Source organism: Variovorax sp. BGA-UO-ETr-C22, assembly GCF_059567965.1.
Genome location: NZ_JCAQPA010000006.1, coordinates 152,407 through 178,335, shown reverse-complemented (window position 1 = coordinate 178,335; position 25,929 = coordinate 152,407). Strand labels below are relative to the sequence as shown.

The following is a 25,929-nucleotide window of genomic DNA, read 5'->3' as shown; positions in this document are numbered from 1 at the left end:
GCAGTTTACACCGGTCAACTGGCGGCTTTCCCTCTGTGAACTGGTGCACAGGAAGCGCGGGAGAAGTGAAACGGGGTGTGACCGAAACCGAGGAAATCGGGGCGCGAATACCTAAATCAGGTGAGTGTGCTTGTTTACATTTGTCGTAAGAATGAATACTTTCAATTCCCAGTAGCCGAAGAGCCGCAGAGCTTGGTCAGGGTGGGATCTGGACAGCATGGTCACTCTGACAAATGTCGTCGACTCATTCGGTTTCCGCCTGCCCCTGCCACCTTCAGGACATGGACCGCCAGCCGCGCAGAGGGTGGATGCGCCTGCTGCCCTGGCTGCGCCTGTACCGCTGCTCAAGCTGCAGCAAGATGCGGCTCCTGTCCAAGCAGAAGGTAGACAGCGCCCGCCTCCTGCATGCGGCCCAGGTGCGCGCACGCGGGGGCTGAGGGCGTCGGTTCCGATTTCCCTGCTATCATTTTTTCGTTCGTGCGCCCTGCGCGAACCGGGCCGAGGACGACCTCGGCCTTGCACCTTCACCTTGCAAGGGACGGCCCTTTCCTGACTTCTCGCGAAGTTTCGACATGGCCACACTGCTCCCTTCCTGGCGCCTCGCCGCGCAACGCTTCTTCTCCCGTTTCCGCCTTCCTCGCGCTCGCGCCACCGTGCCGGATGCCTTCCGGTTGACGCTCGGCGCCGTGCGCCTGCACGTGCGTACGGGCGCGACGCGGCTGTCCTACCGCGCCGAATGCCCGCGCGCGCCCACCGCATCGGGAGCCGCGCGATGAACGGTCTTGATCTGCACTGGCCCGCGCTGACCATGGCGGTGGCCCTGGCCTATGCCGCCTGGCATGCGCGCCGCGAAGGCTGCGAGCTACGCGACGTGAAGGCCCTGTGGGCTGCCAGCGGGCTGAGCCTCGCCGGCAGCGGCCTCTTGGCCCTGGCTTCCCTCTTGATGTCGGAGTGACAACGCCCATGACAACAACCCCCTCCCCCGCCCGCCTCGTCCCGCCCGCCACCTGGGCCCTGATCGCCGCCGCCTGGCTCGTGGTCGGGCTCTTCGTGGCCTTCGGCGACCGCTGGCTGGCCGCGCCGATCAGCCCCGTGGTGGCCGGCTGCGTCTTCCTGGCGCTGTTCGTCACCATCCTGGCCGCCTCGTTCGGCGTGGTGCGCGAGGCGGACCACCTGGCGCACCAGCTGGGCGAGCCGTATGGCACGCTGATCCTGACGCTCTCGATCGTGTCGATCGAGGTGATCCTCATCGCCTCGGTGCTGCTGGGCCCGGGCGAGTTTCCGACCATCGGGCGCGACTCGATCTTCGCCGTGATGATGATCATCCTGAACCTCGTCATCGGCATCTGCCTGATCGCGGGCGCGGCCCGCCACGGCGACCAGGAATACAACGCGCAGGGCGCCGGCGCCTACCTGTCGATGATCGTGCTGCTGACCGGCACGGCGCTGGTACTGCCCAACCACAGCTCGGGCGCGGGCGAGTTCACGCCGGTGCAGGCGATCGGCATGTCGGTGCTCACGGCCGTGCTGTACGGCGCGTTTCTCTGGATGCAGATGCGCAGCCACCAGCGCTTCTTCATCCAGCCGGCGCCGGGGCGGATGTCAGTGCGGGCGACCGCACCCTCGCCTGCCGCGCAGGCCGATCACGCCCGCCTGGACAAACGCGCCGTGGTCGTTCGCTCGCTGCTGTTGCTCGCGATGATCCTGCCCATCGTGCTGCTCGCGCACTACCTCGCGGTGGTCACCGACTACGGCATTGCCGCGGCCGGCGCGCCAGCGGCCGTGGGCGGTGTGCTCATCGCCATCATCGTGTTCACGCCCGAGTCGATCACCGCCGTGCGCGCCGCGATGAACAACGAGATGCAGCGCGCCATCAACCTGTGCCTGGGCGCCTTCGTCTCCACCGTCGGGCTCACGGTGCCGGCCGTGCTGGTCATCGGGCTGGTCACAGGCAAGCAGGTGCTCATGGGCATCTCGGGCGCGGAAACCCTGCTGTTCGCGGTGACGGCGGTGCTGAGCCTGCTGAGCTTCAACGGGCAGCGCACCTCGCCGATCCAGGGGCTCATGCACCTGATGCTGTTTGCGGTGTACGGGATGCTGCTGTTCCTGCCCTGAGGCCGCGCAACGGGGTTACCCCGCGGGCTGCGCCTTCGCACAGGCTGGCGGACGCCCCGTTGAGGTACCTCACCCTCTCCGGGGCCTCCCCTGCCGGCGCCATGACCTCTCGCCACCCTCGTGCAGTGGCCCATTTATCCGCATGAAATCTAATGCAAATATAGTTACCAAATGTTAATGGAACAATATTTCAATTGCATCTGAACACCAAAGTAGTAATGTGAACTCGTCACACGTTGTGGTCTCTGGCAAGAAAAATGTATTCCAAACTGTCACTGCCAAGCGCTTCCGTCCGTACCGCGATCTCTCGCGGTGCCTGACATGGTCCATGCACAGGATGCATCCCCATGCGAGTGCGCGGCTCCGCCCCCAGCATCGACGCCAGCCTGGCGGCGGATGCGCTCATGGTGGGACGCATGCGCCTCGTGCTGTCGATCTCGGCCCTGCTGGCGATCACGGTCGATGCCGCCGATAGCCACAACCAAGTTCCCGCCACGGTCTGGCTGGCCTTCCTCGGTTACATCCTTCACAGCCTGCTGATCCACGTCTGCACGGCGGTGGGACGGCCTTACTTCCAGGGCCGGACCATCCACTGGTCCGACGTGCTGTGGTTCACGCTGATCGTGGCGGTGACCGACGGCACCCACAGCCTGTTCTTCCTTTTCTACTTCTTCGCCATCCTCACCTCCTCGTTCCGCTGGGGCTTCGAGGAAGGCGCCCGCGTGACGATCGCCTCGGTCGCCTCGTTCACCGCCTGCGGGCTGGCCACGTGCACGGGCGACACGTCGCAGCTGCTGATGCGCACCGCCTTCCTGCTGGCGCTCGGGCACATGATCGTGTACTGGGGCGGCTCCAAGCTGGCGCTGCAACGGCGCCTGGCGCTCTTGGGCGACGTGAGCCAGCTGTCGAACCCGCGCTTCGGCGCCGGACGCACCATCGCCCGCACGATGGAGCGCACGCTGGCCTTCTTCCGGGCCAGCCATTGCATCCTGCTGACGCGCGACCTCGCCACCGGCACCTGGCTGCTGCGCACGCTGCGCGAGGACGACACCTGCGAGCAGGTGAGCATCGAGACCATCGGCCGCCTCGCGGAATCGCCGCTCATGGCCCTGGCGCCCGACAGCGTCGTGCTGAGCAGCCGCCTGCCCTGGCCGCTGAACCACCTGCGCGCGCAGCACCGTGTCTTCGAAGCCGGCACGACCGCCTGGCGCAGCGCCGACGAAGCCGGCGCGGCGCACTGCACCACCATCGCCGCCCTGCTGGAGGCGCGGGCCTTCATCAGCGCGCCGCTGCCGATGCGCCTAGGCGAAGGCCGGGTGTTCATCTCGTCGCGCGACGGGCGGCTGGGCAAGTCCGACGCGCTGTTCCTCGCCCACCTCATGGAACAGATCTTCCCGGTCATCGAGACCATCGAGGTGCTCGACCGCATGGCCTCCGAAGCCGCGTCGACGGAGCGCCTGAAGATCGCACTCGACCTGCACGACACCGCCATCCAGCCCTACATCGGCCTGCGCATGGGCCTGTGCGCGCTGCGCAAGCGGGCCGCCGCCGACAACCCGCTGCGCGAAGACCTGGACAAGCTCGCGGACGTGGCCGACGGCGTGATCGCCGACCTGCGCCGCTACGCGGGCGAAGTCAGGCACGGTGCGAACGACGACCCCGGTGGGCTCGTGCGGCCCCACCTGGAACGCCAGGCCGCGCGGATCAAGGGCCTGTACGGCATCGACATCGACATCGTGATGGCCGTCGACGGCCCGCTGCACCTGGACGACCGCGTGACCGCGGAGCTGCTGCAGATGGTGAGCGAAGGGCTGAACAACATCTGCAAGCACACCCATGCGCGCCACGGCAGCGTGCGCATCGACTGCAAGAACGGCCAGCTGGCGTTGTGCATCGAGAACGACGCCTGCCAGGAAAGCTTCACCGCCTTCCACCCCCGCTCTCTCACCGAGCGCGCCGCGGCCCTGGGCGGCCAGGCGCATGTCGACCGATGCGCGAATGGCGGCACGGCGGTACGGATCGAAATCCCGATCTGACCGCCCGCCGCAGACACAGGAAGGAGTCCGTCATGCAAACCCTCGACCATCCCGACCATCCCATTGCCGTGCTGCTCGTGGACGACCACAAGACCATGCTGTGGGGCCTGTCGAAGCTGATCGACGGCGAACAGCCGCGCATGAAGGTGGTCGGCACGGCCAGCTGTTGCGACGAAGCGGTGGCCACGGCGCAAAGCCTCGCGCCCGATGTCATCGTGCTCGACCTCGACCTGGACGGCCACAGCGCGCTGGACATCCTGCCCCGGCTGCTGACCAACGAGGTGTCGCGCGTGATGGTGCTGACGGCCGAGAAAGAGCAGCGCACGCTCGACCTGGCCATACTGCGCGGCGCGCGCGGCGTGGTGGGCAAGGACGCCTCGGCGCAGCAGCTGCTCGACGCCATCGAGCGCGTGTTCCGTGGCGAGCTGTGCGTCGACGCGCAGACCATGGGCCGCGTCTTCTCCGAACTCACGTCGGCCAGGAAGCCGCCGAAGGCCGACCCCGACACGGCGCGCCAGGCCACGCTGACGCACAAGGAGCGCGAGATCATCCGGATCGTCGCGACGGGCTGCGGCGCCTCCAACAAGGCGCTCGCCGAGCGCGCCTTCGTCACCGAGCACACGCTGCGCAATCACCTGTGCGCGATCTACCAGAAGCTGGGCGTCACGAACCGGCTCGAGCTGTACATCTACGCGATCAAGCACCAGCTCGACACGCTGGCGGCCTGATCCGCTGCAGCGGCGCACGCGGTGCGCCGCGTGCGCGCCCTCTCAAAGCTGCCCGCCGCTCAGCATCGGCCCGATCATCCGGACCACGCGGATCACCGCCGGCGTGAGGATCACGAGCGAGATGCACGGGAAGATGCACAGCACCAGCGGCAGCAGCATCTTGGTCGGCACCTTCGCCGCCAGCTCCTCGGCGCGCACCTGGCGCTTGTGGCGCAGGTCGTCCGAAAACACGCGCAGCGACTCTCCGATGCTGGTGCCGAAGCGGTCCGCCTGGGTCAGCATGGTGGCGAAGGTGCCTATTTCTTCCACGCCGGTGCGCAGCGCCAGGTTGCGCAGCGACTTCTCGCGCGTGCCGCCGGCGCGCATTTCCAGGTTGGTCCAGTGCAGTTCCTGCGCGAGCGCCTGGCTCTTGATCTTGATTTCCTCGGTGACCTTGGCCAGCCCGGCGTCCAGCCCGAGCCCCGCCTCCACACACACCAGCATGAGGTCGGCGGCGTCGGGAAAGTTCTCGAAGATCTCGCGGCGCCGAGCGCGGATGCGCAGGCGCAGCACCAGGTTGGGCAGGTAGCAGCCGGCCAGCGCGGCCAGCGCAAGCCACAGCAGCATCGTCATGCCGCCCTCCGACCCCGTCGCTTGCAACATGAGGAACGCGACGGCCGCAAAGCCCAGCGGCAGCAGCGTCTTCAGGCCGAAGTACATGAGGTACGCATCCGGATGGCGGATGCCGGCGTTCAGGAAGCGCACGCGCAGCGGCGACAGGTCGGCGTCGCCGGTCGGGGACGACAACTGCGCGAACGGGCCTACGAGCTTGACGGCCGTCTCGGTCCAGGCCGACTTGCCGGACGACGGCGCCACCGCCTGCAGCCGCTGCGCGGTGCGCGTCGGGGACAGCCACGCCGCCAGGCCGATGACCGCCAGCGACACGGACAGAAAAACCAGGATGGGAAACAGCATGGCCATGGCGCTTCTCCTTCAGACGTGGATCTTCACGATCTTGCGCAGCAGCACGATGCCCACCAGCATCAGCACCAGCATGTAGCGCAGCACCGTCTGGCCGATCGGGTCGGTCCACAGCGGCGCCATGAATTCGGGATTGAAGATGTTCATGAGCCCCGCCAGGGCGAACGGCATGAGGCCCAGGATCCAGGCCGACAGCCGCCCCTCGGACGACAGCACCCGCACCCGCGCGAGCAGCTTGAAGCGCGCGCGGATGAGCCGGCTCAGGTTGCCCAGCACCTCCGTCAGGTTGCCGCCCGAATCGCGCTGGATCAGCACCGACACCACGAAGTAGCGCAGGTCGGTGAGCGGCACGCGCTCGCTGAGGTTGGTCAGCGCCTGCTGCAGCGAGACGCCGAAATTCACCTCGTCGGCCACCAGGCGGAACTCGCTGGCGATCGGCTCGGGCATTTCCTCGCCGATCATCTGCACGCCGCTGGCAAAGGAATGGCCCGCGCGCAGCGCGCGCGTCACGAGATCCAGCGCGTCCGGCAGCTGCTTCTCGAGGCGCTCCAGCCGGCGGCTGCGCTGATGCTGCAGGTACATGGCGGGAAGCACCGCCGCCACGGCCCCGGCCAGCAGCGCCAGCCACACGGGCTGGTGTGCGAGCCACACGGCGAAGAACGCGAACACGCCGAGCGCACCGCAGGCCAGCAAAAAGCTGGACACCGTCCAGTCCAGCCCTGCCTGCAGGATGAAGCGGTCCAGCCGGTGCGCCCGCGGCAGCGCCAGCAACTGGCGCTGCATCCAGGGCACGTCGCTGAGCATGCGTTCCTTGGCGAGATGGGCCTGCGGCGTGCGGTCGACCGCGGCGGACATCGCCTGCAGCCGCTTCTCGATCTTGCGCGCGTCGGGCCCCTTGTAGGACCGCCACAGCAGGTAGAGCCCCTCGATCATGAGCAGCGCGGTCACGAAGACCAGCACCGTGACCGTGATCAGCGTGTCACCACCCAGGTTGTCGAACATGGCGAGCTCCTATTCGTAGTGCTTTTCAGGATCGAAGATGCTGTCGGGCAGGTCCACGCCGTACGCATGCAGCCGCTCCATGAACTTCGGCCGCACGCCGGTCGCGTGGAAATGGCCGCGCACCTGGCCGTCGGGACCCATGCCCGTCTGGTGGAAGGTGAAGATCTCCTGCATGGTGACGATCTCGCCCTCCATGCCGGTGATCTCCTGGATGCTCGTGACCTTGCGCCGCCCGTCGACCAGCCGCAACACCTGGACCACCACCGTGATCGCCGAGGCGATCTGCTGGCGCACGGTGCGGTGCGGCAGGTTCAGGTTCGCCATGCCGATCATGTTTTCCAACCGCGCCAGCGCATCGCGCGGCGAATTGGCGTGGATGGTGGTCAGCGAGCCTTCGTGGCCCGTGTTCATGGCCTGCAGCATGTCGACCGCCTCGGCGCCGCGCACCTCGCCGATCACGATGCGGTCGGGCCGCATGCGCAGCGCGTTGCGCACCAGCGCGCGTTGCGTGATCTCTCCCTTGCCTTCGATGTTCATCGGCCGCGTCTCCATGCGCGCGACGTGCGGCTGCTGCAGCTGGAGTTCGGCCGCATCTTCGATGGTGATGATGCGTTCGGTCTCCGGAATGAAGCCCGAGAGAATGTTCAGCAGCGTGGTCTTCCCTGCCCCGGTGCCGCCCGAAATCAGCATGTTGACCTTGGCCTGGGCCAGGCCCTCGAGCATCTGCGCCATCGGCGGCGTGAGCGACTTGAGATCGCCCACCAGGTTGGCCATGCGCAGCGGGATCTTTGCGAAGCGACGGATCGACATCATCGGCCCGTCGAGCGCTACCGGCGCGATGACGGCGTTGACCCGTGAACCGTCGGGCAGCCGCGCATCGACCATCGGGCTGGACTCGTCGATGCGACGCCCCACCAGCGAGACGATCTTGTCGATGATCCGCAGCAGGTGCTTCTCGTCGGTGAAGCTCACGTTGGTCAGCTCCAGCCGGCCCCGGCGCTCCACGTAGATCTGGTCCGGCGAATTGACCAGGATGTCCGAGACGGTCGGGTCGGCCATCAGCAGCTCGATCGGTCCGAAGCCCAGCATCTCGTGCTGGATGTCGCGGATCAGCGTGCGCCGCTCGATGTCGTTGAGCGCCTCGGGCTCTTCCTGCAGCAGCCGCCCGACCATGGTCGAGATTTCCTGGCGCAGGGCGTCGGGCTGGAGGGTTTCGAGCGCCGCCAGGTCGAAGCGGTCCAGCAGCTTCAGGTGCATGCGCTCCTTCAGCAGCTTATAGGTGTCCGAGGCGAAAGGCGACGTGGTCAGCTCGAGGACCGGCCCCGCTGGCCCCGCCGAGCGCGCGCCAGCATCGCTGTCGATCGCATTGAGTTGTTCCCTGAATGACATGTTGGCACCTCCGCCTGGGTATTGATGGGAATCCGACCTGTCTCAGGCACGGCGGAACAGCCGCCCCATGAAGCCGGGCGTCGCCTCCGGCCGCGGGCTGAGCGTGTGGGCGATCTCGTCCAGGCGCTTGGCGAGTGCGCTGCTGCGCGACATCTCCGCCAGCGGCACGCCGCGGTTGATGGAGGCGTCGACATCCTTGCCACCGTCCGGCACCGTCGTGAACGTCGCACCCGGCAACGACCGGCGCATGTCCGACAACCCGATCTCGCCACCGCCAGTGCTGCGGTTCACCAACAGCTCGACCTTGCCGGGGGCGTAGCCGAGCGACTTGAACACCTGCACCAGGCGCGTCACGTTGCGGATGTGCGGCAGGCTGGTCTGCAGCACGGGGAAGATGCGCTCCGCGCGGTCGAGCACGCGCAGCGTGAGCGTGTCGATGCGCGTGCCGAGATCGAAGATCACGAAGTCGTACTGCGCGAGCGCCACCTGCAGGATGGCGTCGATGTGCTCGGCCTTCACGTCCATCGCGCGCGCCAGATCCTCCGGCGCGGGCAGGATGCTGTAGCTGGGCGACACGCGCACCACGCTCGCCGCGAGCAGCGAAGCGTCGAGGCGTCCGATGTCGCGCGCCACGTCGGCCATCGTCGCGGTCGGGCGCAGGTCGCTCACATACGACAACGCATCGCCGAACTGCAGGTTCAGGTCGATCAGCAGCACCGAGCGCTCGCGCGACAGCTGGTACGCGACGTTGGTCGCGAGAAAGGTCGCGCCGCTGCCGCCCTTGCAGGGCATGAACGCCACGACCCGCCCGGGGCTGCGCGCCTGCGAGCCGGCCATCTTGAGCGCGATGCGATCGACGGCGGCCTCGAGCGCGGCGGTGTCGGCGGGCGACGGCAGCACCTCGCGCACGCCGGCGCGCATCGCGTGGATCAGGAACTCGGGCGTCTGCATCGCGCACAGCAGCACCACCGCCACCGCCGGATGCCGAAGCGTCAGGGCCTCCACCAGCGAGAGCTCCTGCGGGTCGCAGCACATGCCGTCGACCAGCAGCAGGTCGGGCGCGACCTTGTCGACGACCGCCTGCATCCGGCTCTTGCCGCCTTCGAAGAGCGACACGGCATGGCCGCGCGGCTCCAGCACCTTGCGCATGTCCTGCAGGTGGTTCGGATTGGGGGAAACGATGGCGATCTTCATGGTCGTGTCCGGTGTGCTGTTAGGAACAGATGGCCGCGCTGTTCGGATCCCTGCGCATGACCTCGCGCGGCAGATACGTGGAGAACCCAGGCATGGGGATCAGCGGCGCCGCGGCGCCCACGATGGGAGAAATCCACTGGTAGTTCAGGCCGGTGATGCCGACCGTGACACCCTGGCACGTGGCCGCCGTGCAGCCCGAAGGCTCCCACGTCACCGACACCGTGTTGATCTGTGGCAGCAGCGCCTGCATCCGAGCGAGCACCTGGGCCTGGTAGGCGGTGTCGTCGCACACCACCGCATACCGGGCTCCCGCGCGCGTGGCCTCCTGGGCCGCGCTCCACATGAACAGCATGCGCGAGAAGTCGACGATACCGAGCACGAGCATCAGGAAGATGAGCAGACCCAAGGCGAATTCGACGGTGGTCGCGCCCTTGACGTGGTGTCTCATGACGGAGCCCTCATGGTGGCGGTGATGTCGCTGAAGACGATGTTGCCGTTCGCTCCGGTGAGAACGACGCCCATCACCGAAGGGAACAGCGAATGAAAGGCGTAGCTGCTGACGCGCACCGTGACCGTGGTGATGATCGGGTTGGCTCCTGCTGCCTGCCAGGTGCAGCAGCTTCCGGCGGGCACGTTCGAAAGGCTCAGCCCGCGTGCCAGCGGTGTTCCGGTGCCGGCGATGTTGCCGTACACGATCAGGTTGCGCGCCTCGGCGATGTGCGTGCCGGGCGTCTGCACCGACAGGTAGCGCACCGCATCGCGGGTCGACTTGACGACCGTGTTGTACTCGTACACCGCACGGCCGAACTCTGTGGTGATGAAGGTCAGCAGCAGCAGCAGCGGCGTGATGAGCGCCAGCTCGATCAGCGCGGCGCCATGCTGGGTGCGATGGGAATTTTTCATGATGCTCACCTCACCAGGACCGGAACCAACGGGCCTGCCGATCCACCGGCCAGCCCGCTGGTGGTGCAGGGGCTGCCGGCGGCCCCTGCGTTGCCGAGGAATTCCAGTTGCGTGTCGGTCATCGGAATGCTCAGCGGCTGCAACATCAGCATGCAGAGGTAGTCGATCACGTGGTTGCCGCCGTCGATGACCGGCACCGTGACGAAGCGGCGGTCCATGCCGTACTGCATGTGGCCTCCGGCCACGTTGCCGGGCGTGGCCAGCTTCTGGAAGCTGTTGAGCGACAACCCGGTGATCGACTCGCAGCTGTTCGCACCCTTCACCTTGGTGCCGGTGTCCGCGCAGGACGCGAAAGCGGCTCGCTTGGTCACGAAGTTCTGGGCGGTCGGGTCTGCGCCACCGCCTGGCGCGCCGGTATAGGCATTGAACTGCGCGGGCCAGTTGAGCGAGGTGTAGGCATAGCCGGTGTAGTCGGGCCGATCCACGCTCGGATCGCCGCTGTTCTTGTAGATGCCGAAGCGATAGTTCCAGGTGTCGGCCACCGAGGTCTGCACACCGGGGGTGCCGATCGTGTCGCCCACCCTGGCGCCACAACGGCCGTTGAGTTCGGCTTCGGTTTCCGAGGCGCTGTTGCTGCCGTCGAGGTTGGCCCAGCCGATCTGGCCGCCCACGGCAGCGTTCTGCGCCATGATGAGCGTCACCCATTCGCCGACGACAAAGCCGTAGTTCGGCGCCGTGCCGCCCGGCTTCGGCTTCGCCGCGACCGGAATGGGGCATGCGGTCTGTGCGCTCGCCCGGGTGGCGACGGCGCTCGCCGCCACGCTGCGTGTCGCGGGGTTGCCGGCGGTGTCGCCCGAGAAGGCGCCGATGGCCTGCATCAGCCACATTCTGATGTTGGGCTGGCTGTGCGCGCACTGTGCGTAGACGGCCGCGGTGGGAACGCTCGTGGGCGCATAGGAAGCGTCGCGGAACGTGACTTCAGCGGCTGTGATCTGGCCCTGCCCGCCCCAGGTGGCCGACTGCATGTTCACCCGGTTCGCGTTGCCGGCCGTCTGGCCGGCGCTCTTGCCCCGCGTGATCGCCGAGCTCGTCTTGTCGAGCTCGCGCGCCGCGGCCAGCGCGCAACTGTCCACCGCTGTCTGCAGCTCGGTCCTGACGACGAACAAATGGCCGAAATCGAGCGCAATGCCCATGAAGCCGAGCAGGAACAACAGGAACAGCGCGGCCGTGACGATCATCGCGCCGCGCTGGCGGCGAGGGGTGCGGCGGGCTTTCATGATCGGACCTCTTGTTGGACGATGGAGAAGACGTTTCTGCCCTACACGCAGCCGGAGCCGCTCAGGCAGACGACGATCCGGGCGACGAGGGTTCCCAAATCCGCTGCGGTCACCAACGGCTGCAGCGCGAGCACCAATGCAATAGAGACGATGGCGATGATCAGCGCGTACTCCATGACATGGGCACCGCTTTCGTCCTTCAGGAATTTCTTGAACATGGTGATGTCCTCGGCTCTTGTGAAGAAACAGTCGCGTGGAAACGGGTGAGAAGGTGGAGCGAAGCGAGCCGGAGGGGCCCTCCCCGCTCCCCTCCCCGAACGCCACTTAGACGCAGGGGCCCGGCCCGTTCAGACACGTGTTGACGCGACCGATGAAGTTCGTGAAGGGCGCCCCGCTGGCAAGCAACTGCAGCGCAACAACCAGCGCAATGGAAACGACGGCGATGATCAGCGCGTACTCCACGACCTGAGCACCGCTTTCGTCTTTCAGAAATCTTTTGAACATGGTGATGACCTCGATTTGTGGTGAAAAAAGAGTCAGGTGGAAGCGCATGAACGGATGGAATGAAGCAGGCCGGAGGACCGGCCCTGCTCCCTCCCTGAACGCCACTTAGACGCAGGGGCCCGGCCCGTTCAGGCACGTGTTGACGCGACCGATGAAGTTCGTGAAGGTGGCCCCTGTGGTGAGCAACCTCAACGCGATGACCAGCGCGATCGAGACGACCGCGATGATCAGCGCGTACTCGACGACCTGTGCGCCTTCTTCCTCGAGCATGAAGCCGCGTGTCGATTGGCCGATGGCCTTAAGAAAGTTTTTCATGGTTCTTTCCTTTCAAGGTTTGAACAGTTGGAAATCGGGTTTGAAAAAGAGTGGTGGTGGAAAAATGTCATTGCAATTCGTCGCGTTCTCCTTTCCATGTGAAGACTCGAGTGGAATGAACCCGCCTCACGCGGCCTGTCACTTTCCCGAGCCGCCGCTCTGGCTGCCGATGCCGCCGCCGATGTTGATGACGTTGGTCACCGGCGGTGGCGTCTTGTAGGACTCCTGGTACTGCACCATCGCCTCGCGCGACGCACGGCCGTCCATGCCCGTGACCGGGTCGCCGTTCTTGCCGGCGTTCGGGTTCAGCGTCATCTTCTTTCTGGCGTCGCGCACGGCTTCGCCGAAGCGCGCGTCGTAGTGGGGCGTGACGCTCGAGCAGCCTGCTGCCAGGAGGCATGCGAGCACGAGGGGGGTCGATCGGATGAACATGGCGGGGCTCCTCACGGGGTTTCGCTGGCCGGGGCGGCCGGGGCCGGGGTGCTGCTTTCGAGGGCGCCGTTGAGGTAGATCTCGGCGCGGCTGGGAAGCACGTGGTTATCGGTCGGCACACGCGGCGACTCGGCCAGCGGGCGCACCAGGCGCGGCGTGATGACGAACATCAGCTCGGTCTGCTCGTTCTGGAACTCGGTGCTGCGGAACAGCGCGCCCATCACCGGCACTTCGCCCAGGCCCGGATAGCGCTTGATCGCCTCCGTCGCGTTGCTCTTGATGAGCCCGGCAATGACGAAGCTCTGTCCGTCGTTGAGCTGCACCGTGGTGTCGGCGCGCCGCACCGTGAGCGACGGCACGACGGACGTCACGCCCCCGACCGTGGTGAAGGGCGAGCCGGTCTGCGACAGGTCCGACACCTCCGACACCATCTTGAGATTGATGCGGTCGCCGTTGAGCACCGTCGGCATGAACTTGACGCCGATGCCGAACTCTTTTTCTTCCAGCGTGATGGTGCTCCCGATGCCGCTGCCACCGCTTTGCGCCACCGGGATGAAGATCTTTCCGCCCGACAGGAAGCTGGCCTGCTGGCCGCTGATGGCCATGATGTTGGGCTCGGCCAGGATGCGCACCAGGCCGTCGTCCTTCTGGCCGTCGATGGTCACCACGCCGCGGCCGATGCGCAGCGCCTCAACCAGGCCGCCTCCCGTGCTCAGGAAATTGGAGATCAGCGAGTAGTTGTGCAGGCCGCCGCCGCTCGTGCGCGAGTAGCCCACGCGCGAACCCAGCCGGTCGAGCAGCGTCTTGCTGACCTCGGCGATCTTCACCTCGAGCATCACCTGCTGAGGTGTCCCCACGCGCAGCAGGTTCACCACCTTCTTGCCGTCGGCACCGTAGGCCGCGGCCAGGCTCATCACGTCGTCCAGCTTCAGCGCGTCGCTGATCTCGCCGGTGAGCACGATGGAGCGCTCGGCGCTGCGCACGCGGATGCGGCGCTCTTCGGGCATCAGCTCGGCCAGCTTGGCCTGCAGCGCCCCGGGATCGATGGTGACGATCACGTCCTTGATGTAGCAGGTGCCGTCGGCGCTTTGCAGCACGACGTTCATCGAGCCGGCCTGGCGGCCGCGGAAGAACAGGTCGGTCGGGCTCAGCAGCGTGACCTCGATGTCACCGACGCCATCGCTGCGGGGCTGGGGGGGCGCCGCCATGGCTGGGGCACCCTGCGCCGCCGCCGGCGCGGCCGCCTGGTTTTGGGGCTGGCCGCTGACCACGATGCGCACCACGCGCGCCTTCAACGGAATGACCACCGACTTGCCGAGCACGGCATAGGTCGGGTCGGAGTCCGGAATGATGGCGGTGCAGCGCCGGCTGGCCGGGGCCGCGGGTGCTGCCGCAACCGTTGCAGCTGCCGCAGCAGGCGCAGGCATGGCGGCGGCCGTGGTGGGGGCGGCTGCCACGACCTCCGCGGCCATGGCGGGGGTCGCCACTGTCGCGAGGGTCGCCAGCAGACGGGCGATGGTTGTTGTGAGTGGGCGCACTTGGTGTTCCTCCTGATGGACGATCAGAAACAGGTGAGCGAGCGGCCTGTGTGCTGGATCACTTCCACGCACTCGGAGGCTCGCGGCGTGGCGGGACCTGCCAGCCGCACCCGCGGGCGGGCCGGAGCCGCCGCGGTGGAGACCGGCACGATGTCCTTCTTCTCGCCGAACAGCTGCCCCTTGGTGATGCCCAGGGTGGCGACCGTGGTCTTGTCCATCTGGTTGCGCAGCACGAGCGACAGGGTGCCCACGCTGCGTGCCAGGTCGAGCTTCTCGGAGTCTTCGAGCGAAAGCTCGAGCGTCACCGCGCTCACGACCTTCGGCTTGGTGTCGTCGCGGTTGGCCTCCTGGGCCACCGCCAGCACCAGCACCTTCTCGAGCACGGTCTTGCTGATCTGCAGCGCGTCTTCGCCTCGCCCTTTGTCCTGCTGGGCGTTGACCATCACGTCGACGTAGTTGCCCGGCAGCGCGAAGCCCGCCACGCCGACGACGTCATTGACGCGCACCGTCATGGCCCGCTTGCCGCTGGCGATCACTGCCGACAGCCCGCCCTGCGTGCCCACCGGCGCCAGCTTGCCCTCGATGAGCGCTTCGCCGCGCAGCACGCCGACCTTCACCACGCGGTCGTTCAGCGCCTTGATGTCGCTGAAAGAGCCGTTCGGCACCGAGCCGCTGGGCCAGTCGACCGTGGACAGCATCTGCGCGTTGACGCGGCTGCCCAGGTCGATGTCGACGGCGGCCACCACGACCTTGTTGGACGCGATGCCGCCTTGTCGCGAGATCCAGCCGGTCGCGTAGACCGCGGCCGCCAGCCCGAACAGCAGGGCCAGAAAGATCAGCCCGATCGCCTTGATGTTCTTCATACGAACCTCCGCCAGGGGTGAAACATGTAGGAGCTAGACAAAGCCCAGCTGGTGCGCCAGCACTTGGACCACCGTGCCCGCCGCAATGCAGACGCCGTAGGGCAACTTGCCCACAGACTGGCCCGCCTGCAGGCGCCCGTCGGGCCGCATGCCCGCGATGCTGGAAATGACCATGCCCTGCGCCGTGGCCTTGACGTTGCCAAGCATGTGGACCAGGCGGCGGCGATGGATCGCGAAGGCCAGCGCCGCGACGCCGCCCGCGATGAAAGTGAAGAGCAAGGCCATCAGCGTCTGCTGGGGCCCCAGGAAGGCCCCGGTCATCGCCATCAGCTTGACGTCGCCGGCGCCCATGATCCCGAGCGCATAGAACGGCAGCATCGCGGCGAAGCCCACGGCCAGGCCACCGAATGCACTCGCCGCGCCCGACGCCGGCGTGCGTGCCGCCATCGTTCCGTAGATGAGGGCGAAGCACGCGCCGCCGAAGGTCAGCCAGTTGGGAATGCGATAAGAGCGCCAGTCGCTGACAGCCGCCACGCCGAGCAGCGCGAAGAGCGCCAGCATGCGGATGTCGGTGGCCAGCATCGCGAGCAGTTCGAGAACAGCGTTGAATTCCTGCATGGCGGGCTCCCCGTGTTCAGGCACTGCGCCGCAGGGCGAGCACCAGCAAAATGGCCACGACCATCACCAGCGCACCGATCAGCGCAACCTCCATGAACGACATGCCGGCGTCTTCGCGCAGCAGGCTCAGGGCGGTTCTCGGCAGAACTTCGAGCGGTTCCATGCGGTTTCCCCGGTGATCGTGGCCGGCCGAAACCGCTGGCCTTCCCGGCGTGGGAAGAAGCGTTCGGCATGGGGATGACTGTAGGAATCGCACCGCTTTCGCACATGAGCGGAGCGCCCTTTTCTGGGGGAGTCAGGTGTCCCGCGACGGCACGGGGACAGGCATGACAAAACGCCTACCCCGCAGGGCAGGCGAAAGCACAGGCGCGCTTCAGATCACCTGCGCGTCGCGCAGCGCCGCGAGCTGTGCCTCGCCCAGGCCCAGCCCGCCATACACCTCGGCGTTGTGCTGCCCTGTGCGCGGCCCCGTGGCGGCCGGGCGCACGCCTTCGCGCCCCACGAAGCGCGGCACGGCCGCCGGTGCGGGCACGGAGCCGAACTGTTCGTCGGGCACGTCGATGAAGGCGCCGCGTGCCTGCATGTGCGGGTCGGCCCGCAGGTCGGCGATCGAATACACCTTGCTGTAGGGCACGTCTTCGCGGTCCAGCCGCACGGCCAGTTCCGCGAATGGAAGACTGCTGCACCAGTCGGCAATGATGCGATCCAGCGCCTCGAGGTGGCGGATGCGCGCGGCGTTGTCGGCAAAGCGTGCATCGGTGAGCAGGTCGTCGCGGTCGATCGCGCGACAGATGCGCGCGAAGATCGGCCCGCCCGTGCCCACCAGCGTGAACCACACGCCGTCGAGCGCGCGGAACACGTTGGACGGCGCGGTATAGGTGGCGCGCGAGCCGGTGCGTTCACGCACCACGCCGCCGATGCGGTGCTCGGCCGCCAGCGGATCGAGCAGGCGCGACATCGCCTCCGTGGCCGACAGGTCGATCTCGGCGCCGCGCTGCCGATCGCGTGGCAACGCATTGCGCTCGGCCAGCGCGGTGCTGATGGCGAACGCACCAAAGAGGCCCGCCACCACGTCGCCCAGCGGATAGTTCATGTGCTGCGGCGGACCGTCGGGCTCGCCGGTCAGGTGCGTGAAGCCGCTCATCGCCTCGAAGATGCGCGCAAAGCCTGGCCGGCGCGCATACGGCCCGGTCTGGCCGAAGCCCGTGAGGCGCAGCACGATGAGGCGCGGGTTGGCCGCGTGCAGCGTGGCGATGTCCATGCCCCAGCCGTCCAGCGTGCCGGTGCGGAAGTTTTCCACCAGCACGTCGAAGCCGGCGATGAGCCGCAGGAACAGCGCGCGGCCCTCGGGCTTGCGCACGTCCAGCGAGATGCCCTTCTTGCCGCGGTTCGCGGTCTTCCAGAACAGCGGATGGCCCTCGTGCACCGGCGTGAGCCCGCGCAGCGGATCGCCGCCGCCCGGCAGCTCGAGCTTGACGACGTCGGCGCCCATGTCGCCGCACAGCGTGGCCGAGAACGGCGCGGCGAGCACGGTCGCCATGTCCAGGATGCGCACCCCGTGCAGGGGCGCGTGGTCGGCAGGCTGGCCCATCAGTTGCCCTTCAGGTCGACGCGCTTGAGCACGGGGTCCCACAGCTTGCGGTCGGCGGCGATGCGCTGGCCGTAGGCGGGCAGCGACGGATCGAGCGCGGCCGCGCCCAGCTTGGCCAGCTTGTCCTTCACCGCGGGCAAGGCCTTGGCCAATGCCGCGCGCAGCGGACGCATCACGGCATCGGGCGTGCCCTTGGGCGCGACGATGCCCACCCACAGGCCGCTGTCGAAGCCCTGCAGGCCCAGCTCGGCGAAGGTGGGCACGTCGGGCGCCGAGGGCGAGCGCGTGCGGCCGGTCTGCGCCAGGATGCGGATCTGCCCGCTGCTCATGTAGGGCAGCGTGCCGCCGAGGTTGTTGCACATCACCGGGATGTGGCCGGCGATCAGGTCGTTCACCGCCGGCGCGTTCCCCTTGTAGGGCACGTGCTGCATCTTGATGCCGGCCTGGTGGTTGATCATTTCGCACACCAGGTGCGACGGCGTGCTCGGGCCCGCGGAGCCGAAGGCAAGCTGGCCCGGCTTGGCCTTGTCGGCGGCGATGAGCTCGGGCAGCTTCTGGTACGGCGTCTTCGCGTTGACCGCGATCACGTTCGGCAGGTCGGCCACCAGGCCCACGGGCACAAAGTCGTCCACCGGGTTCCAGCTGAGGCCCTTGTGCACGTAGGGCAGGAAGATGTTGGTCAGGCCCGCCATGAGCAGCGTGTAGCCGTCGGGTGCGGACTTGGCCACGAGCTCGGAACCGATGAGGCTGCCGGCGCCGGGCTTGTTCTCCACGATGACCGGCTGGCCCAGCGCGTGGCCCAGTTCCAGCGCCACCTCGCGCGCCACCAGGTCGGTGCTACCGCCGGCGGGGAAAGGCACGACCAGCTTCACGGGGCGATCGGGGAAGGCAGCCATCGCCAGCGAGCCGGCCAGGCCGAATGCAAGGCCGGCGGCCAGGTGCGAAATTTTCTTGATCAAGGACGTCATCGTCAGTCTCCAGTTTCTCTGTGTGTTCAGCGTGTCAGTGCGTGAGGAAGCGGCGCCCGAGCGTGGCGCGGTGCAGCTCGGAGGCGCCGTCGTAGATACGGAAGGGCCGCAGCTCGCGCACGATGAGGGCGATGGGCGCGTCTTCCGACATGCCCAGCGCACCGCACATCTGCGCCGCGCGGTCGGCCACGCGGTTCAGGGCCTCGGACACGAAGACCTTCGTCATCGCCGACTCGGTCTTCACCGACAGACCTTCGTCCATGCGGCGCGCGCAGTCCAGGCTCATGAGCCGGCTCGCATGCAGGTCGATGTGGCAGTCGGCCACCATCGCCTGGACCTGCTGCAGGTCGGCCAACCGCTCGCCGAACGATGTGCGCTCGCACACGTAGGCCTGCGCGATCTCGAGCGCGCGCCGCGCGCGGCCCGTGAGCCGCAGGCAGTGCGACAGCCGCGCGGGCTCCAGCCTCTGCTGCGCCGCCACGAAGCCCGAGCCCACCTCGCCCAGCACCGCGTCGGCGCCCACGCGGCAGGCGGTGAAGCGCAGCTCGCCATGGCCGCCGACGGCGAAGGGGTCGATGGCCTTGATGGCGCGCACCAGCGAAAGGCCCGGGTGGTCCATGTCCACGATGAACTGCGTGGGGCCTTCGTCCGTCTGCGCCAGCACGATACAGAAGGCCGCACCCACCGCACCGGTGATGAACCACTTGTGGCCGTCGATGACCCAGCCGTCACCCTCGCGCCGCGCGGTGGTGCGCAGCATCGACGGGTCGGAGCCTGCGCCGGGCGCCGGCTCGGTCATCGCGAAGCACGAGCGGATGCGGCCCTCGGCCAAGGGCTGCAGGTAGCGCTGCCGTTGCGCGAGCGTGCCCTGGCGCAGCAGGCTGATCATGTTGGGCTGGTCGGGCGCGGCGCAGTTGAGCGCGGCCGGGCCCAGGTAGCTGCGGCCGGCCTCCTCGAACACCGCCGCGCGCTCGACCCACGACAGGCCCAGCCCGCCCTGCTCCACCGGCATCTGCGGCAGGTACAGGCCCAGCTCGCGCGCGACCGGGCGCAGCTGCGACAGCGCCGCATCCATCGCCCGTGGGTCGTGCACGTGGGCATTCGATTCGAGCGGGATGCAATGCCGCTCGACGAAGTCGCGCACGCGTGCGACGAGGTCCGTGCGCACGTTCATCGCGCCCCCGCCTCGCGCAATGCCAGCTTGGCGATGTTCAGTTGGTGGATCTGGCTCGTGCCCTCGTACAGGCGGAACAGGCGCACGTCGCGGTAGTAGCGCTCGATGGGGCTGAAGTCGGCCACGTAGCCCGAGCCGCCGAACATCTGCACCGCGCGGTCGGCCACGCGGCCGCACATCTCCGACGCGAAGTACTTGCACATCGACGCCGACAGGGCCACGTCTTCGCCGCGATCGCGCGCGCGCGCCGCCTCGAGGATCATCGAACACGCCGCGTAGATCTCGGTGCGGCTGTCGGCGATCATGGCCTGCACCAGCTGGAAGTCAGCCACGGCCTGGCCGAACTGGTTGCGGCCACTCGTGTGTGCCATGGCCAGGTCCAGCATACGGATGGCCGGCCCCGTGCACAGCGCCGCCAGGTGCAGGCGCTGCTTGTTGAGCACCTTCATCACCGTCTGGAACCCCGCGCCCTCGCGCCCGCCGATGAGCTGGTCGGCATGCACGCGGCATTCGTCGAAATGCACGTCCGACACGAACGAGCCGGCCTGGCCCATCATGCGGTAGGGCGCGCCCGTCGTCAGGCCCGGCCCGCGCTCGACCAGGAACGCCGACACGCCCTTGCTGCCCTTCGAGCCATCCTCGGTGCGGGCGATGACGGTGAACACATCGGCCACCGGCGCGTTGGTGATGAAGCGCTTGCTGCCGTTGAGCACGTAGTGGTCGCCCTCGCGGCGCGCGGTGGTCTGCACGTTGCTCGCCTCCGAGCCGGCCTCGGGCTCCGTGAGCGCCAGGCAGCCGGTGAGCTCGCCCGTGGCCATGCGCGGCAGCCAGCGCTGCTTCTGCGCCTCGGTGCCGTCGGCCACCAGCGCTTCGGAGCCGATGCCCGTGTTGGTGCCCACGCGGGCGCGCAGCGCCACCGACGACTGCGACAGCTCCATCGCGCACAGCACCAGCTCCTCGGTCGTGAGGCCCAGGCCGCCGTACGCCTCGGGAATGCTCCAGCCGAAGTAACCCTTGCGCCGCAGCTCGTCGACCACGTCGGGCGGGATGTCGTTGTCGCGGCTGACCTGGTCTTCCAGCGGATGCCAGCGTTCGCGAACGAAGGCGCGGATGTCGGCCCGCAGGGCCTCGAAGTGGGGGGTGTCTCGGATCATGGTGGCCGCGACTGTAGGAAGCAGGTCCACAATTGCCGGCACTGAATTTCAATCATTGAAACTGCAATTCACTCCCATGCCCCGCCCTGTCCAGAATCGCCGCCAGCCCATGAAGCATTCCGACGACCTGCGCCGCGTGCGGGACGAAGACCCGTACATCGCCGGCACCCTGGCCAAGGGCCTGCTCATCCTGCAGACCTTCGTGGGCGACCCGCGCGCGCACGCCAACAGCGAGTTCGCGGCCAAGCTCGGCCTGTCGCGCCCCACCGTCTCGCGCCTGTGCCGCACCCTGCTCACCATGGGTTTCCTGGACCACGACGAACGCCTGGACCGCTACTTCATCGGCCCCGCCGCCGTGGCGCTGTGCTACCCCTACGTCATCAACACGCCGATGCTGGCCCTGCTGCGCCCGGCCATGCAGCAGCTGGCCGACCGCGTCGAGGGCGCGGTGTCGGTCGGCGTGACCAGCGACCTGGATGTGGTCTACCTGGAAACCTGTGCCCACGAGGGCGGCACCCTCAAGCGCCCCGGCGTGGGCGCCGTGCGCGGCATCGTCGAAACCGCCATGGGGCGTGCGTGGCTGGCGCAGCTGCCCGCGGGCGAACGCCAGGAGTTCCTGGCCCGCGTGAAGCACGAGCGGCCCGACGAGCACGCGCGTTGCCTCGAAGGCGTGCGCGAGAGCGTGGCGCACTACGGCAAGCGCGGCTTCGCGATCAATCTTGGGGATTCAGGTTTTGGCGTGCTTGCCGCGGGCGCCGCGGCGCGCATCCGCTATGGGCCGCGCCGGCTCCTGTTCAATTGCGCGGTGCCGGGATTCCGCTGGAAGAAGGCGCAGCTGCTGGACACCATCGGGCCGGGGTTGATGCAGCTGGTGGAGGCGGCGGATCGGCAGTCGGGGTTGCGGTGAGGGGTCGCGGATTGAGGGATTCGTGATCTGTACCGGGACGGCGTCTGGCTGCGTCGCGCAGCATGCCGAACGCAGCGCGCAGCGCGCCAGGCCGCGATGCTCTTAAAATGAGAGTAATTCTCAATTGCATCGCCTTCCCTCTCCATGCCTTCCGCCGACACCCACACCGTGCACGCGCTCTACACCGAGCATCACGGCTGGCTCAGCACGTGGCTGCGCCGGCGCCTGGGCTGTGCGCACAGCGCCGCCGACCTGGCGCAGGACACCTTCGTTCGCGTCCTGCTGCGACCGCAGGTGCTGCCCACGTTGCGGGAGCCGCGCGCCTACCTGACGACGCTGGCCAAGGGCGTGGTCAGCGAACACTGGCGCCGGCAGGCACTGGAGCGCGCGTACATCGATGCGCTCGCGCAGGTGCCCGAGGCGCTGGCGCTGTCGCCCGAAGACCGCCTGCAGCTGCTGCAGACGCTGGACGCCATCGACGCGATGCTGGACGGCCTGCCGCCCAAGGCGCGCGAGGCTTTCGTGCTGTCGCAGCTCGAAGGCCTGACCTACGCACAGATCGCCCAGCGCCTGTCGGTCAGCGAACGCACCGTCAAGCGCCACATGGCCCTGGGCTTCGCGCATTGCCTGGCGCTGGTGGAATGAGCGCACGGCCACCCGCATCCGCACCCGACAGCGCCGTGCTGGGCGAGGCCGCGCAATGGCTGGTGCGGCTGCACTCCGGCCGGGCAGGCGAAGCGGACCACGCGGCCTGCGCGGCCTGGCGCCATGCGGACCCGGCGCACGAGCGTGCATGGCAGCGTGCCGAGCGCCTGTCGCAACAGTTCGGCGCCGTGCCGGCGAACATCGGCGTGCCGGTGCTGGCGCGCCAGGCACGCGGCAACCGAAGGGCCGCACTGCGCACGCTGGCCGTCCTGGCGACTGCCGCGCCGGCCGCTTGGCTCGCCTGGCGCCTGGCGCCGTGGGACAGCTGGACCGCCGACCACGCCACCGCCACCGGTGAACGGCGCGAGGTGCGGCTGGCCGACGGCAGCCGCGTGCTGCTCGACACCGGCAGCGCGATCGACGTGCGCATCGACGGCACGCAACGCACGGTACGGCTGCGCGCGGGTGCCATCCGGGTCACGACCGCGGCCGACGCGCGCCCCTTCATCGTGGAAACGGTGCAGGGCCGGCTGCGCGCGCTCGGCACGCGCTTCACCGTGCGCCTGGGCGACGACGCGCACGAGACCGCATCGCCCGATGTGCGTCTGGCGGTCACCGAGGGCGCGGTCGAGGTCACCTTGCGCGGGGCGTCGTCGCCTGCGGGGATCGTTGCGGCCGGCCAGCAGACCGTGTTGAACGCCCGGGGCGCCTCGGCCCTCACCGCCGTCTCGCCCGAGAGCCAGGCGTGGACACAGGGCGTGCTCTACGCCGAGAACATGCGCCTGGCCGACTTCTGCGCCGAGCTGTCGCGCTACCGGCCGGGCCTGCTGCACTGCAGCCCGGAGGTGGCGAACCTGCGCATCTCCGGTGCGTTCCAGCTGCGCGATACCGACTACGTGCTCTCGATGGTGGCCACCACACTGCCCGTGCAGGTGCTCACGCGCACGCGGTGGTGGGTGACGGTGGTGCCGGCCTGAGATCGAAAATTTTTTCGCTGATCCCTGTCCCTTTTTGAAGCCTGGTCGGGCAAGCCATGGAGCCGTGCTGCGAGTACGGCAAGAACAGGACCACCGAACCATGGCATTGCCCTCCTCCCGCACCGCGCCCATGCGGCCACTTTCCCTTTGCATGCCCGCGCGCCCGAGCGCCGTGACCCACGGCGTGAGAACCCTCTGCCTGGCCTTCGCGCTCGCCGCTTCAGGCGCCGCGACCGCACAGGCGACCCCGCCGGCAGCCGCCACCGCGGCCTACGACATTCCCGCAGGCGCATTGGGCCCGGCGCTGTCTCGCTTCGCCGCACAGGCCGGCGTCACGCTGTCCTTCGAACCCTCGCTGACGGAAGGCCGCCGCACCGGTGGATTGCGCGGCACCCATGCGGTCGGCGACGGCTTTTCGCGACTGCTCACGGGCACCGGCCTCGAAGCGGTCGCACGCGCAGGCGGCGGCTACACGCTGCGTCATCCGGCACCGGGCGCGACCCCACCGGCCGCACCCGCGGACGCGCAGAGCAACCTGCTCAGTGAAGTGCGCGTCACGGCGCAGGCCGAGCGCAGCGCGATCACCGAGGGCTCGGGGTCGTATGCCAGCCGCATCGTCACCGTCGGCAAGGGCGAGCAGACGCTCAAGGAGATCCCCCAGTCCGTCACGGTGGTCACGCGCCAAAAGATGGACGACCAGAACCTGCACACCATCGACGACGTGCTGGCCCAGACCACAGGCATCACGATGTACGACAGCCCGATGGGCGGGCGCTATGTCTACTCCCGGGGCTTCCGCGTGGACAGCTACCAGTACGACGGGGTGAACCGCGCCTTCTACTATCCCCAGGCCAACAGCTTCACGAGCAGTGCCGCCACGCTGGATCGCGTGGAGGTGGTGCGCGGCGCCACGGGCCTGCTGCAAGGGGCCGGCTCGCCCAGCGCCACGATCAACATGGTGCGCAAGCGTCCGACGGCCGACAAGCAATTGCAGTTCTCGGCCAGCGCGGGTTCATGGAACAACTACCGCGCGGAGGTCGACGCCAGCGGCCCCCTGAACGAAGCCGGCACGCTGCGCGGCCGCGTCGTCGCGAGCGGCAACGACCGCGACTACTTCTACGACACCGCGAAGAGCCGCACTGGCGTGCTGTACGGCGTGCTCGCCGCCGACATCGGGCCGCAGACCGTGCTCACCCTCGGCGTCAGCCACGAAAAACTGCGCGCCACCCCGTTCTTCCAGGGCTTGCCGAGCTACAGCAACGGCGCCGACCTGCACCTGCGCCGGTCGACCTACCTGGCGGCCGACTGGAACCGCTGGAAAAGCGCGCAGACCTCGGCGTTCGCCGAACTCGCGCACCGCTTCGACGCCGACTGGTCGCTCAAGGTCACCGCCGGCTACGTGCGCGAGCAGCAGGACATCAAGTACGCCTTCCCGCTGGGTGCCGTGAATCCGGTGACCCTGGCGGGCAACGTGATGTACGGCGGCCTGTTCGATTTCAAGACCGACAACAAGACGCTCGACCTCGCCGTCGACGGCAAGTTCGACGCCTTCGGCAGAAGGCATTCGGTGAGCTTCGGCGCCAACACCGGACGCATGTTCAACCACAGCGACTTCTCGCTGATGCAATTGGCCGGCGTTGCCAACAACGTCTTCGCACCGGTCTCGGCGATCGCCGAGCCGAGCGACGCGACCTTCGTCGCCAGGCGCTACCGCGGCGGCGACACCGAGACGCGCATCACCCAATCGGGCGCCTACGGTGTCGCGCGCCTGAGCCTCAGCGATCCGTTGACGCTGGTTGCCGGCGCCCGTGTCACGCGCTACCGGGCCAGCGATCGCGACCGCATCACCGGCAACCCGGCAACCGAGCCCTATCGCGAAAACGGCGTTCTGACGCCCTATGGCGGACTCATCTACGCCCTGACTCCGCAATGGTCGGCGTACGTGAGCTATGCCGACATCTTCCAGCCACAGAACGCGATGACCGCCGCCGGCGACATGCTGCCTCCCGTCAAGGGCCGCAACTACGAGGCGGGCCTGAAGGGCGAGCTGCTCGACGGCAAGGTCAACGCTTCGCTGGCGCTGTTCCGACTCGACCAGAACAACCGGGCGCAGGAAGACCTGGTCAATGTCTGCACGAGGAGCACCTACTGCTCCGTGTCCACCGGCAAGGTGCGCAGCGAGGGACTCGACGCGGAGATCAGCGGCGAAGTGGCGCGCGGGTGGCAGGTGTTCGCGGGCTACACGTTCAACCACTTCAAGTACCTGAACGACACGGCCAATGCCGGCATCGATTTCGCCAGCACGTATTCGCCCAAGCACATGGTGCGCGTGTGGACCGAGTACCGCCTGCCCGGCGCGCTGAACGCCTGGACGCTGGGCGGCGGCGTGAACTTCCAGACCGCGAGTTCACGCACCACGGGCGCGATCAAGCTGGAGCAGGCCTCGTATGCGGTCTGGAGCGCGCGCGTTGCCTACCAGATCAACCGCAACTGGTCGGCCGCACTGAACGTGAACAACCTGTTCGACAAGACCTACTACCAGACCGTCGGCGCGCCGGCCTGGGGCAATGTCTACGGCGAACCGCGCAGCGCCATGGTGACCTTGCGCGGCAACTTCTAGACAGGATGGCCGCCTGCCC

The 25,929-nt window shown here is 68.0% G+C and carries 28 protein-coding genes; 9 read left to right on the top strand and 19 right to left on the bottom strand.

What is annotated here, in order from left to right; genetic code table 11:
- Positions 1-572: 572 nt before the first annotated feature.
- The 5 genes from AC57B8_RS02455 (at position 573) to AC57B8_RS02435 (ending at position 4,879) form a co-directional block, all read left to right on the top strand.
- Positions 573-776 (top strand): hypothetical protein, encoded by a 204-nt coding sequence (locus tag AC57B8_RS02455; protein WP_496478556.1) that lies wholly within the window; start codon positions 573-575, stop codon positions 774-776.
- A complete protein-coding gene (locus AC57B8_RS02450) occupies positions 773-955 on the top strand; it encodes a hypothetical protein (RefSeq protein ID WP_139140231.1) in 183 nt (60 codons plus the stop codon). The genes AC57B8_RS02455 and AC57B8_RS02450 overlap by 4 nt, the downstream gene beginning before the upstream one ends.
- Positions 956-963: 8 nt before the next feature.
- On the top strand, positions 964-2,115 hold the full coding sequence (locus AC57B8_RS02445; RefSeq protein ID WP_496478555.1) for a calcium:cation antiporter: 1,152 nt from the start codon (positions 964-966) through the stop codon (positions 2,113-2,115).
- Positions 2,116-2,462: 347 nt separating this feature from the next.
- Positions 2,463-4,151 (top strand): sensor histidine kinase, encoded by a 1,689-nt coding sequence (locus AC57B8_RS02440; protein ID WP_369646582.1) that lies wholly within the window; start codon positions 2,463-2,465, stop codon positions 4,149-4,151.
- A 32-nt stretch (positions 4,152-4,183) separates the two neighbouring features.
- Entirely contained in the window at positions 4,184-4,879 is a 696-nt protein-coding gene (locus AC57B8_RS02435; protein WP_095745836.1) for a response regulator, read from the top strand.
- A gap of 42 nt (positions 4,880-4,921) precedes the next feature.
- Here the strand turns inward: AC57B8_RS02435 and AC57B8_RS02430 are convergent, their stop codons facing one another.
- The 19 genes from AC57B8_RS02430 to AC57B8_RS02340 all read right to left on the bottom strand — a co-directional run bounded on the left by AC57B8_RS02430 (position 4,922) and on the right by AC57B8_RS02340 (position 20,761).
- A complete protein-coding gene (locus tag AC57B8_RS02430) occupies positions 4,922-5,839 on the bottom strand; it encodes a type II secretion system F family protein (RefSeq protein ID WP_495263502.1) in 918 nt (305 codons plus the stop codon).
- A gap of 12 nt (positions 5,840-5,851) precedes the next feature.
- Positions 5,852-6,841, bottom strand: coding sequence for a type II secretion system F family protein (locus AC57B8_RS02425; RefSeq protein WP_496478554.1), 990 nt, complete (start codon positions 6,839-6,841; stop codon positions 5,852-5,854).
- 9 nt (positions 6,842-6,850) lie between these two features.
- The gene (locus AC57B8_RS02420; protein WP_496478553.1) at positions 6,851-8,230 is read right to left on the bottom strand and encodes a TadA family conjugal transfer-associated ATPase; all 1,380 of its coding nucleotides are present in this window, start codon (positions 8,228-8,230) and stop codon (positions 6,851-6,853) included.
- Between the two features lie 42 nt (positions 8,231-8,272).
- Positions 8,273-9,424 (bottom strand): CpaE/TadZ family protein, encoded by a 1,152-nt coding sequence (locus tag AC57B8_RS02415; protein WP_095947065.1) that lies wholly within the window; start codon positions 9,422-9,424, stop codon positions 8,273-8,275.
- A 19-nt stretch (positions 9,425-9,443) separates the two neighbouring features.
- Positions 9,444-9,872, bottom strand: coding sequence for a TadE/TadG family type IV pilus assembly protein (locus AC57B8_RS02410; RefSeq protein WP_095947064.1), 429 nt, complete (start codon positions 9,870-9,872; stop codon positions 9,444-9,446).
- The gene (locus AC57B8_RS02405; protein WP_492696770.1) at positions 9,869-10,327 is read right to left on the bottom strand and encodes a TadE/TadG family type IV pilus assembly protein; all 459 of its coding nucleotides are present in this window, start codon (positions 10,325-10,327) and stop codon (positions 9,869-9,871) included. The genes AC57B8_RS02410 and AC57B8_RS02405 overlap by 4 nt, the downstream gene beginning before the upstream one ends.
- A 5-nt stretch (positions 10,328-10,332) precedes the next feature.
- The gene (locus AC57B8_RS02400; RefSeq protein ID WP_496478552.1) at positions 10,333-11,604 is read right to left on the bottom strand and encodes a pilus assembly protein TadG-related protein; all 1,272 of its coding nucleotides are present in this window, start codon (positions 11,602-11,604) and stop codon (positions 10,333-10,335) included.
- A 41-nt stretch (positions 11,605-11,645) separates the two neighbouring features.
- A complete protein-coding gene (locus tag AC57B8_RS02395; RefSeq protein ID WP_496478551.1) occupies positions 11,646-11,822 on the bottom strand; it encodes a Flp family type IVb pilin in 177 nt (58 codons plus the stop codon).
- A gap of 106 nt (positions 11,823-11,928) precedes the next feature.
- Positions 11,929-12,108, bottom strand: coding sequence for a Flp family type IVb pilin (locus AC57B8_RS02390; protein WP_095947267.1), 180 nt, complete (start codon positions 12,106-12,108; stop codon positions 11,929-11,931).
- A 105-nt stretch (positions 12,109-12,213) separates the two neighbouring features.
- Positions 12,214-12,423, bottom strand: coding sequence for a Flp family type IVb pilin (locus AC57B8_RS02385; protein WP_095947061.1), 210 nt, complete (start codon positions 12,421-12,423; stop codon positions 12,214-12,216).
- Positions 12,424-12,561: 138 nt separating this feature from the next.
- Positions 12,562-12,855, bottom strand: coding sequence for a hypothetical protein (locus AC57B8_RS02380; RefSeq protein WP_095947060.1), 294 nt, complete (start codon positions 12,853-12,855; stop codon positions 12,562-12,564).
- Between the two features lie 11 nt (positions 12,856-12,866).
- Positions 12,867-14,327, bottom strand: coding sequence for a type II and III secretion system protein family protein (locus AC57B8_RS02375; protein ID WP_095947059.1), 1,461 nt, complete (start codon positions 14,325-14,327; stop codon positions 12,867-12,869).
- 89 nt (positions 14,328-14,416) lie between these two features.
- Positions 14,417-15,256 (bottom strand): Flp pilus assembly protein CpaB, encoded by an 840-nt coding sequence (gene cpaB / locus AC57B8_RS02370; RefSeq protein ID WP_492696767.1) that lies wholly within the window; start codon positions 15,254-15,256, stop codon positions 14,417-14,419.
- Positions 15,257-15,289: 33 nt separating this feature from the next.
- A complete protein-coding gene (locus AC57B8_RS02365) occupies positions 15,290-15,874 on the bottom strand; it encodes a prepilin peptidase (RefSeq protein WP_492696766.1) in 585 nt (194 codons plus the stop codon).
- Positions 15,875-15,890: 16 nt separating this feature from the next.
- Positions 15,891-16,037: a hypothetical protein gene (locus AC57B8_RS02360; protein WP_167395048.1), complete on the bottom strand. Its 147-nt coding sequence runs from the start codon at positions 16,035-16,037 to the stop codon at positions 15,891-15,893.
- Between the two features lie 210 nt (positions 16,038-16,247).
- Positions 16,248-17,465: a CaiB/BaiF CoA transferase family protein gene (locus tag AC57B8_RS02355; protein ID WP_496478550.1), complete on the bottom strand. Its 1,218-nt coding sequence runs from the start codon at positions 17,463-17,465 to the stop codon at positions 16,248-16,250.
- Positions 17,465-18,433 (bottom strand): Bug family tripartite tricarboxylate transporter substrate binding protein, encoded by a 969-nt coding sequence (locus tag AC57B8_RS02350; RefSeq protein ID WP_496478549.1) that lies wholly within the window; start codon positions 18,431-18,433, stop codon positions 17,465-17,467. Before AC57B8_RS02350 ends, AC57B8_RS02355 begins: the two co-directional genes overlap by 1 nt.
- A gap of 34 nt (positions 18,434-18,467) precedes the next feature.
- Positions 18,468-19,607 carry an acyl-CoA dehydrogenase family protein gene (locus AC57B8_RS02345; RefSeq protein ID WP_496478548.1) on the bottom strand — a complete coding sequence of 380 codons (1,140 nt, stop codon included), beginning with the start codon at positions 19,605-19,607 and terminating at the stop codon, positions 18,468-18,470.
- On the bottom strand, positions 19,604-20,761 hold the full coding sequence (locus AC57B8_RS02340; protein ID WP_496478547.1) for an acyl-CoA dehydrogenase family protein: 1,158 nt from the start codon (positions 20,759-20,761) through the stop codon (positions 19,604-19,606). The genes AC57B8_RS02345 and AC57B8_RS02340 overlap by 4 nt, the downstream gene beginning before the upstream one ends.
- 109 nt (positions 20,762-20,870) lie before the next feature.
- Here AC57B8_RS02340 and AC57B8_RS02335 point away from each other — a divergent pair, with 109 nt between their 5' ends.
- The 4 genes from AC57B8_RS02335 (at position 20,871) to AC57B8_RS02320 (ending at position 25,910) form a co-directional block, all read left to right on the top strand.
- Entirely contained in the window at positions 20,871-21,668 is a 798-nt protein-coding gene (locus tag AC57B8_RS02335; protein ID WP_240531139.1) for an IclR family transcriptional regulator, read from the top strand.
- A 144-nt stretch (positions 21,669-21,812) separates the two neighbouring features.
- Positions 21,813-22,313: a sigma-70 family RNA polymerase sigma factor gene (locus AC57B8_RS02330; RefSeq protein ID WP_496478546.1), complete on the top strand. Its 501-nt coding sequence runs from the start codon at positions 21,813-21,815 to the stop codon at positions 22,311-22,313.
- Positions 22,310-23,290, top strand: coding sequence for a FecR domain-containing protein (locus AC57B8_RS02325; protein WP_496478545.1), 981 nt, complete (start codon positions 22,310-22,312; stop codon positions 23,288-23,290). The genes AC57B8_RS02330 and AC57B8_RS02325 overlap by 4 nt, the downstream gene beginning before the upstream one ends.
- 100 nt (positions 23,291-23,390) lie before the next feature.
- Positions 23,391-25,910 carry a TonB-dependent siderophore receptor gene (locus AC57B8_RS02320; protein ID WP_496478544.1) on the top strand — a complete coding sequence of 840 codons (2,520 nt, stop codon included), beginning with the start codon at positions 23,391-23,393 and terminating at the stop codon, positions 25,908-25,910.
- Positions 25,911-25,929: the final 19 nt, after the last annotated feature.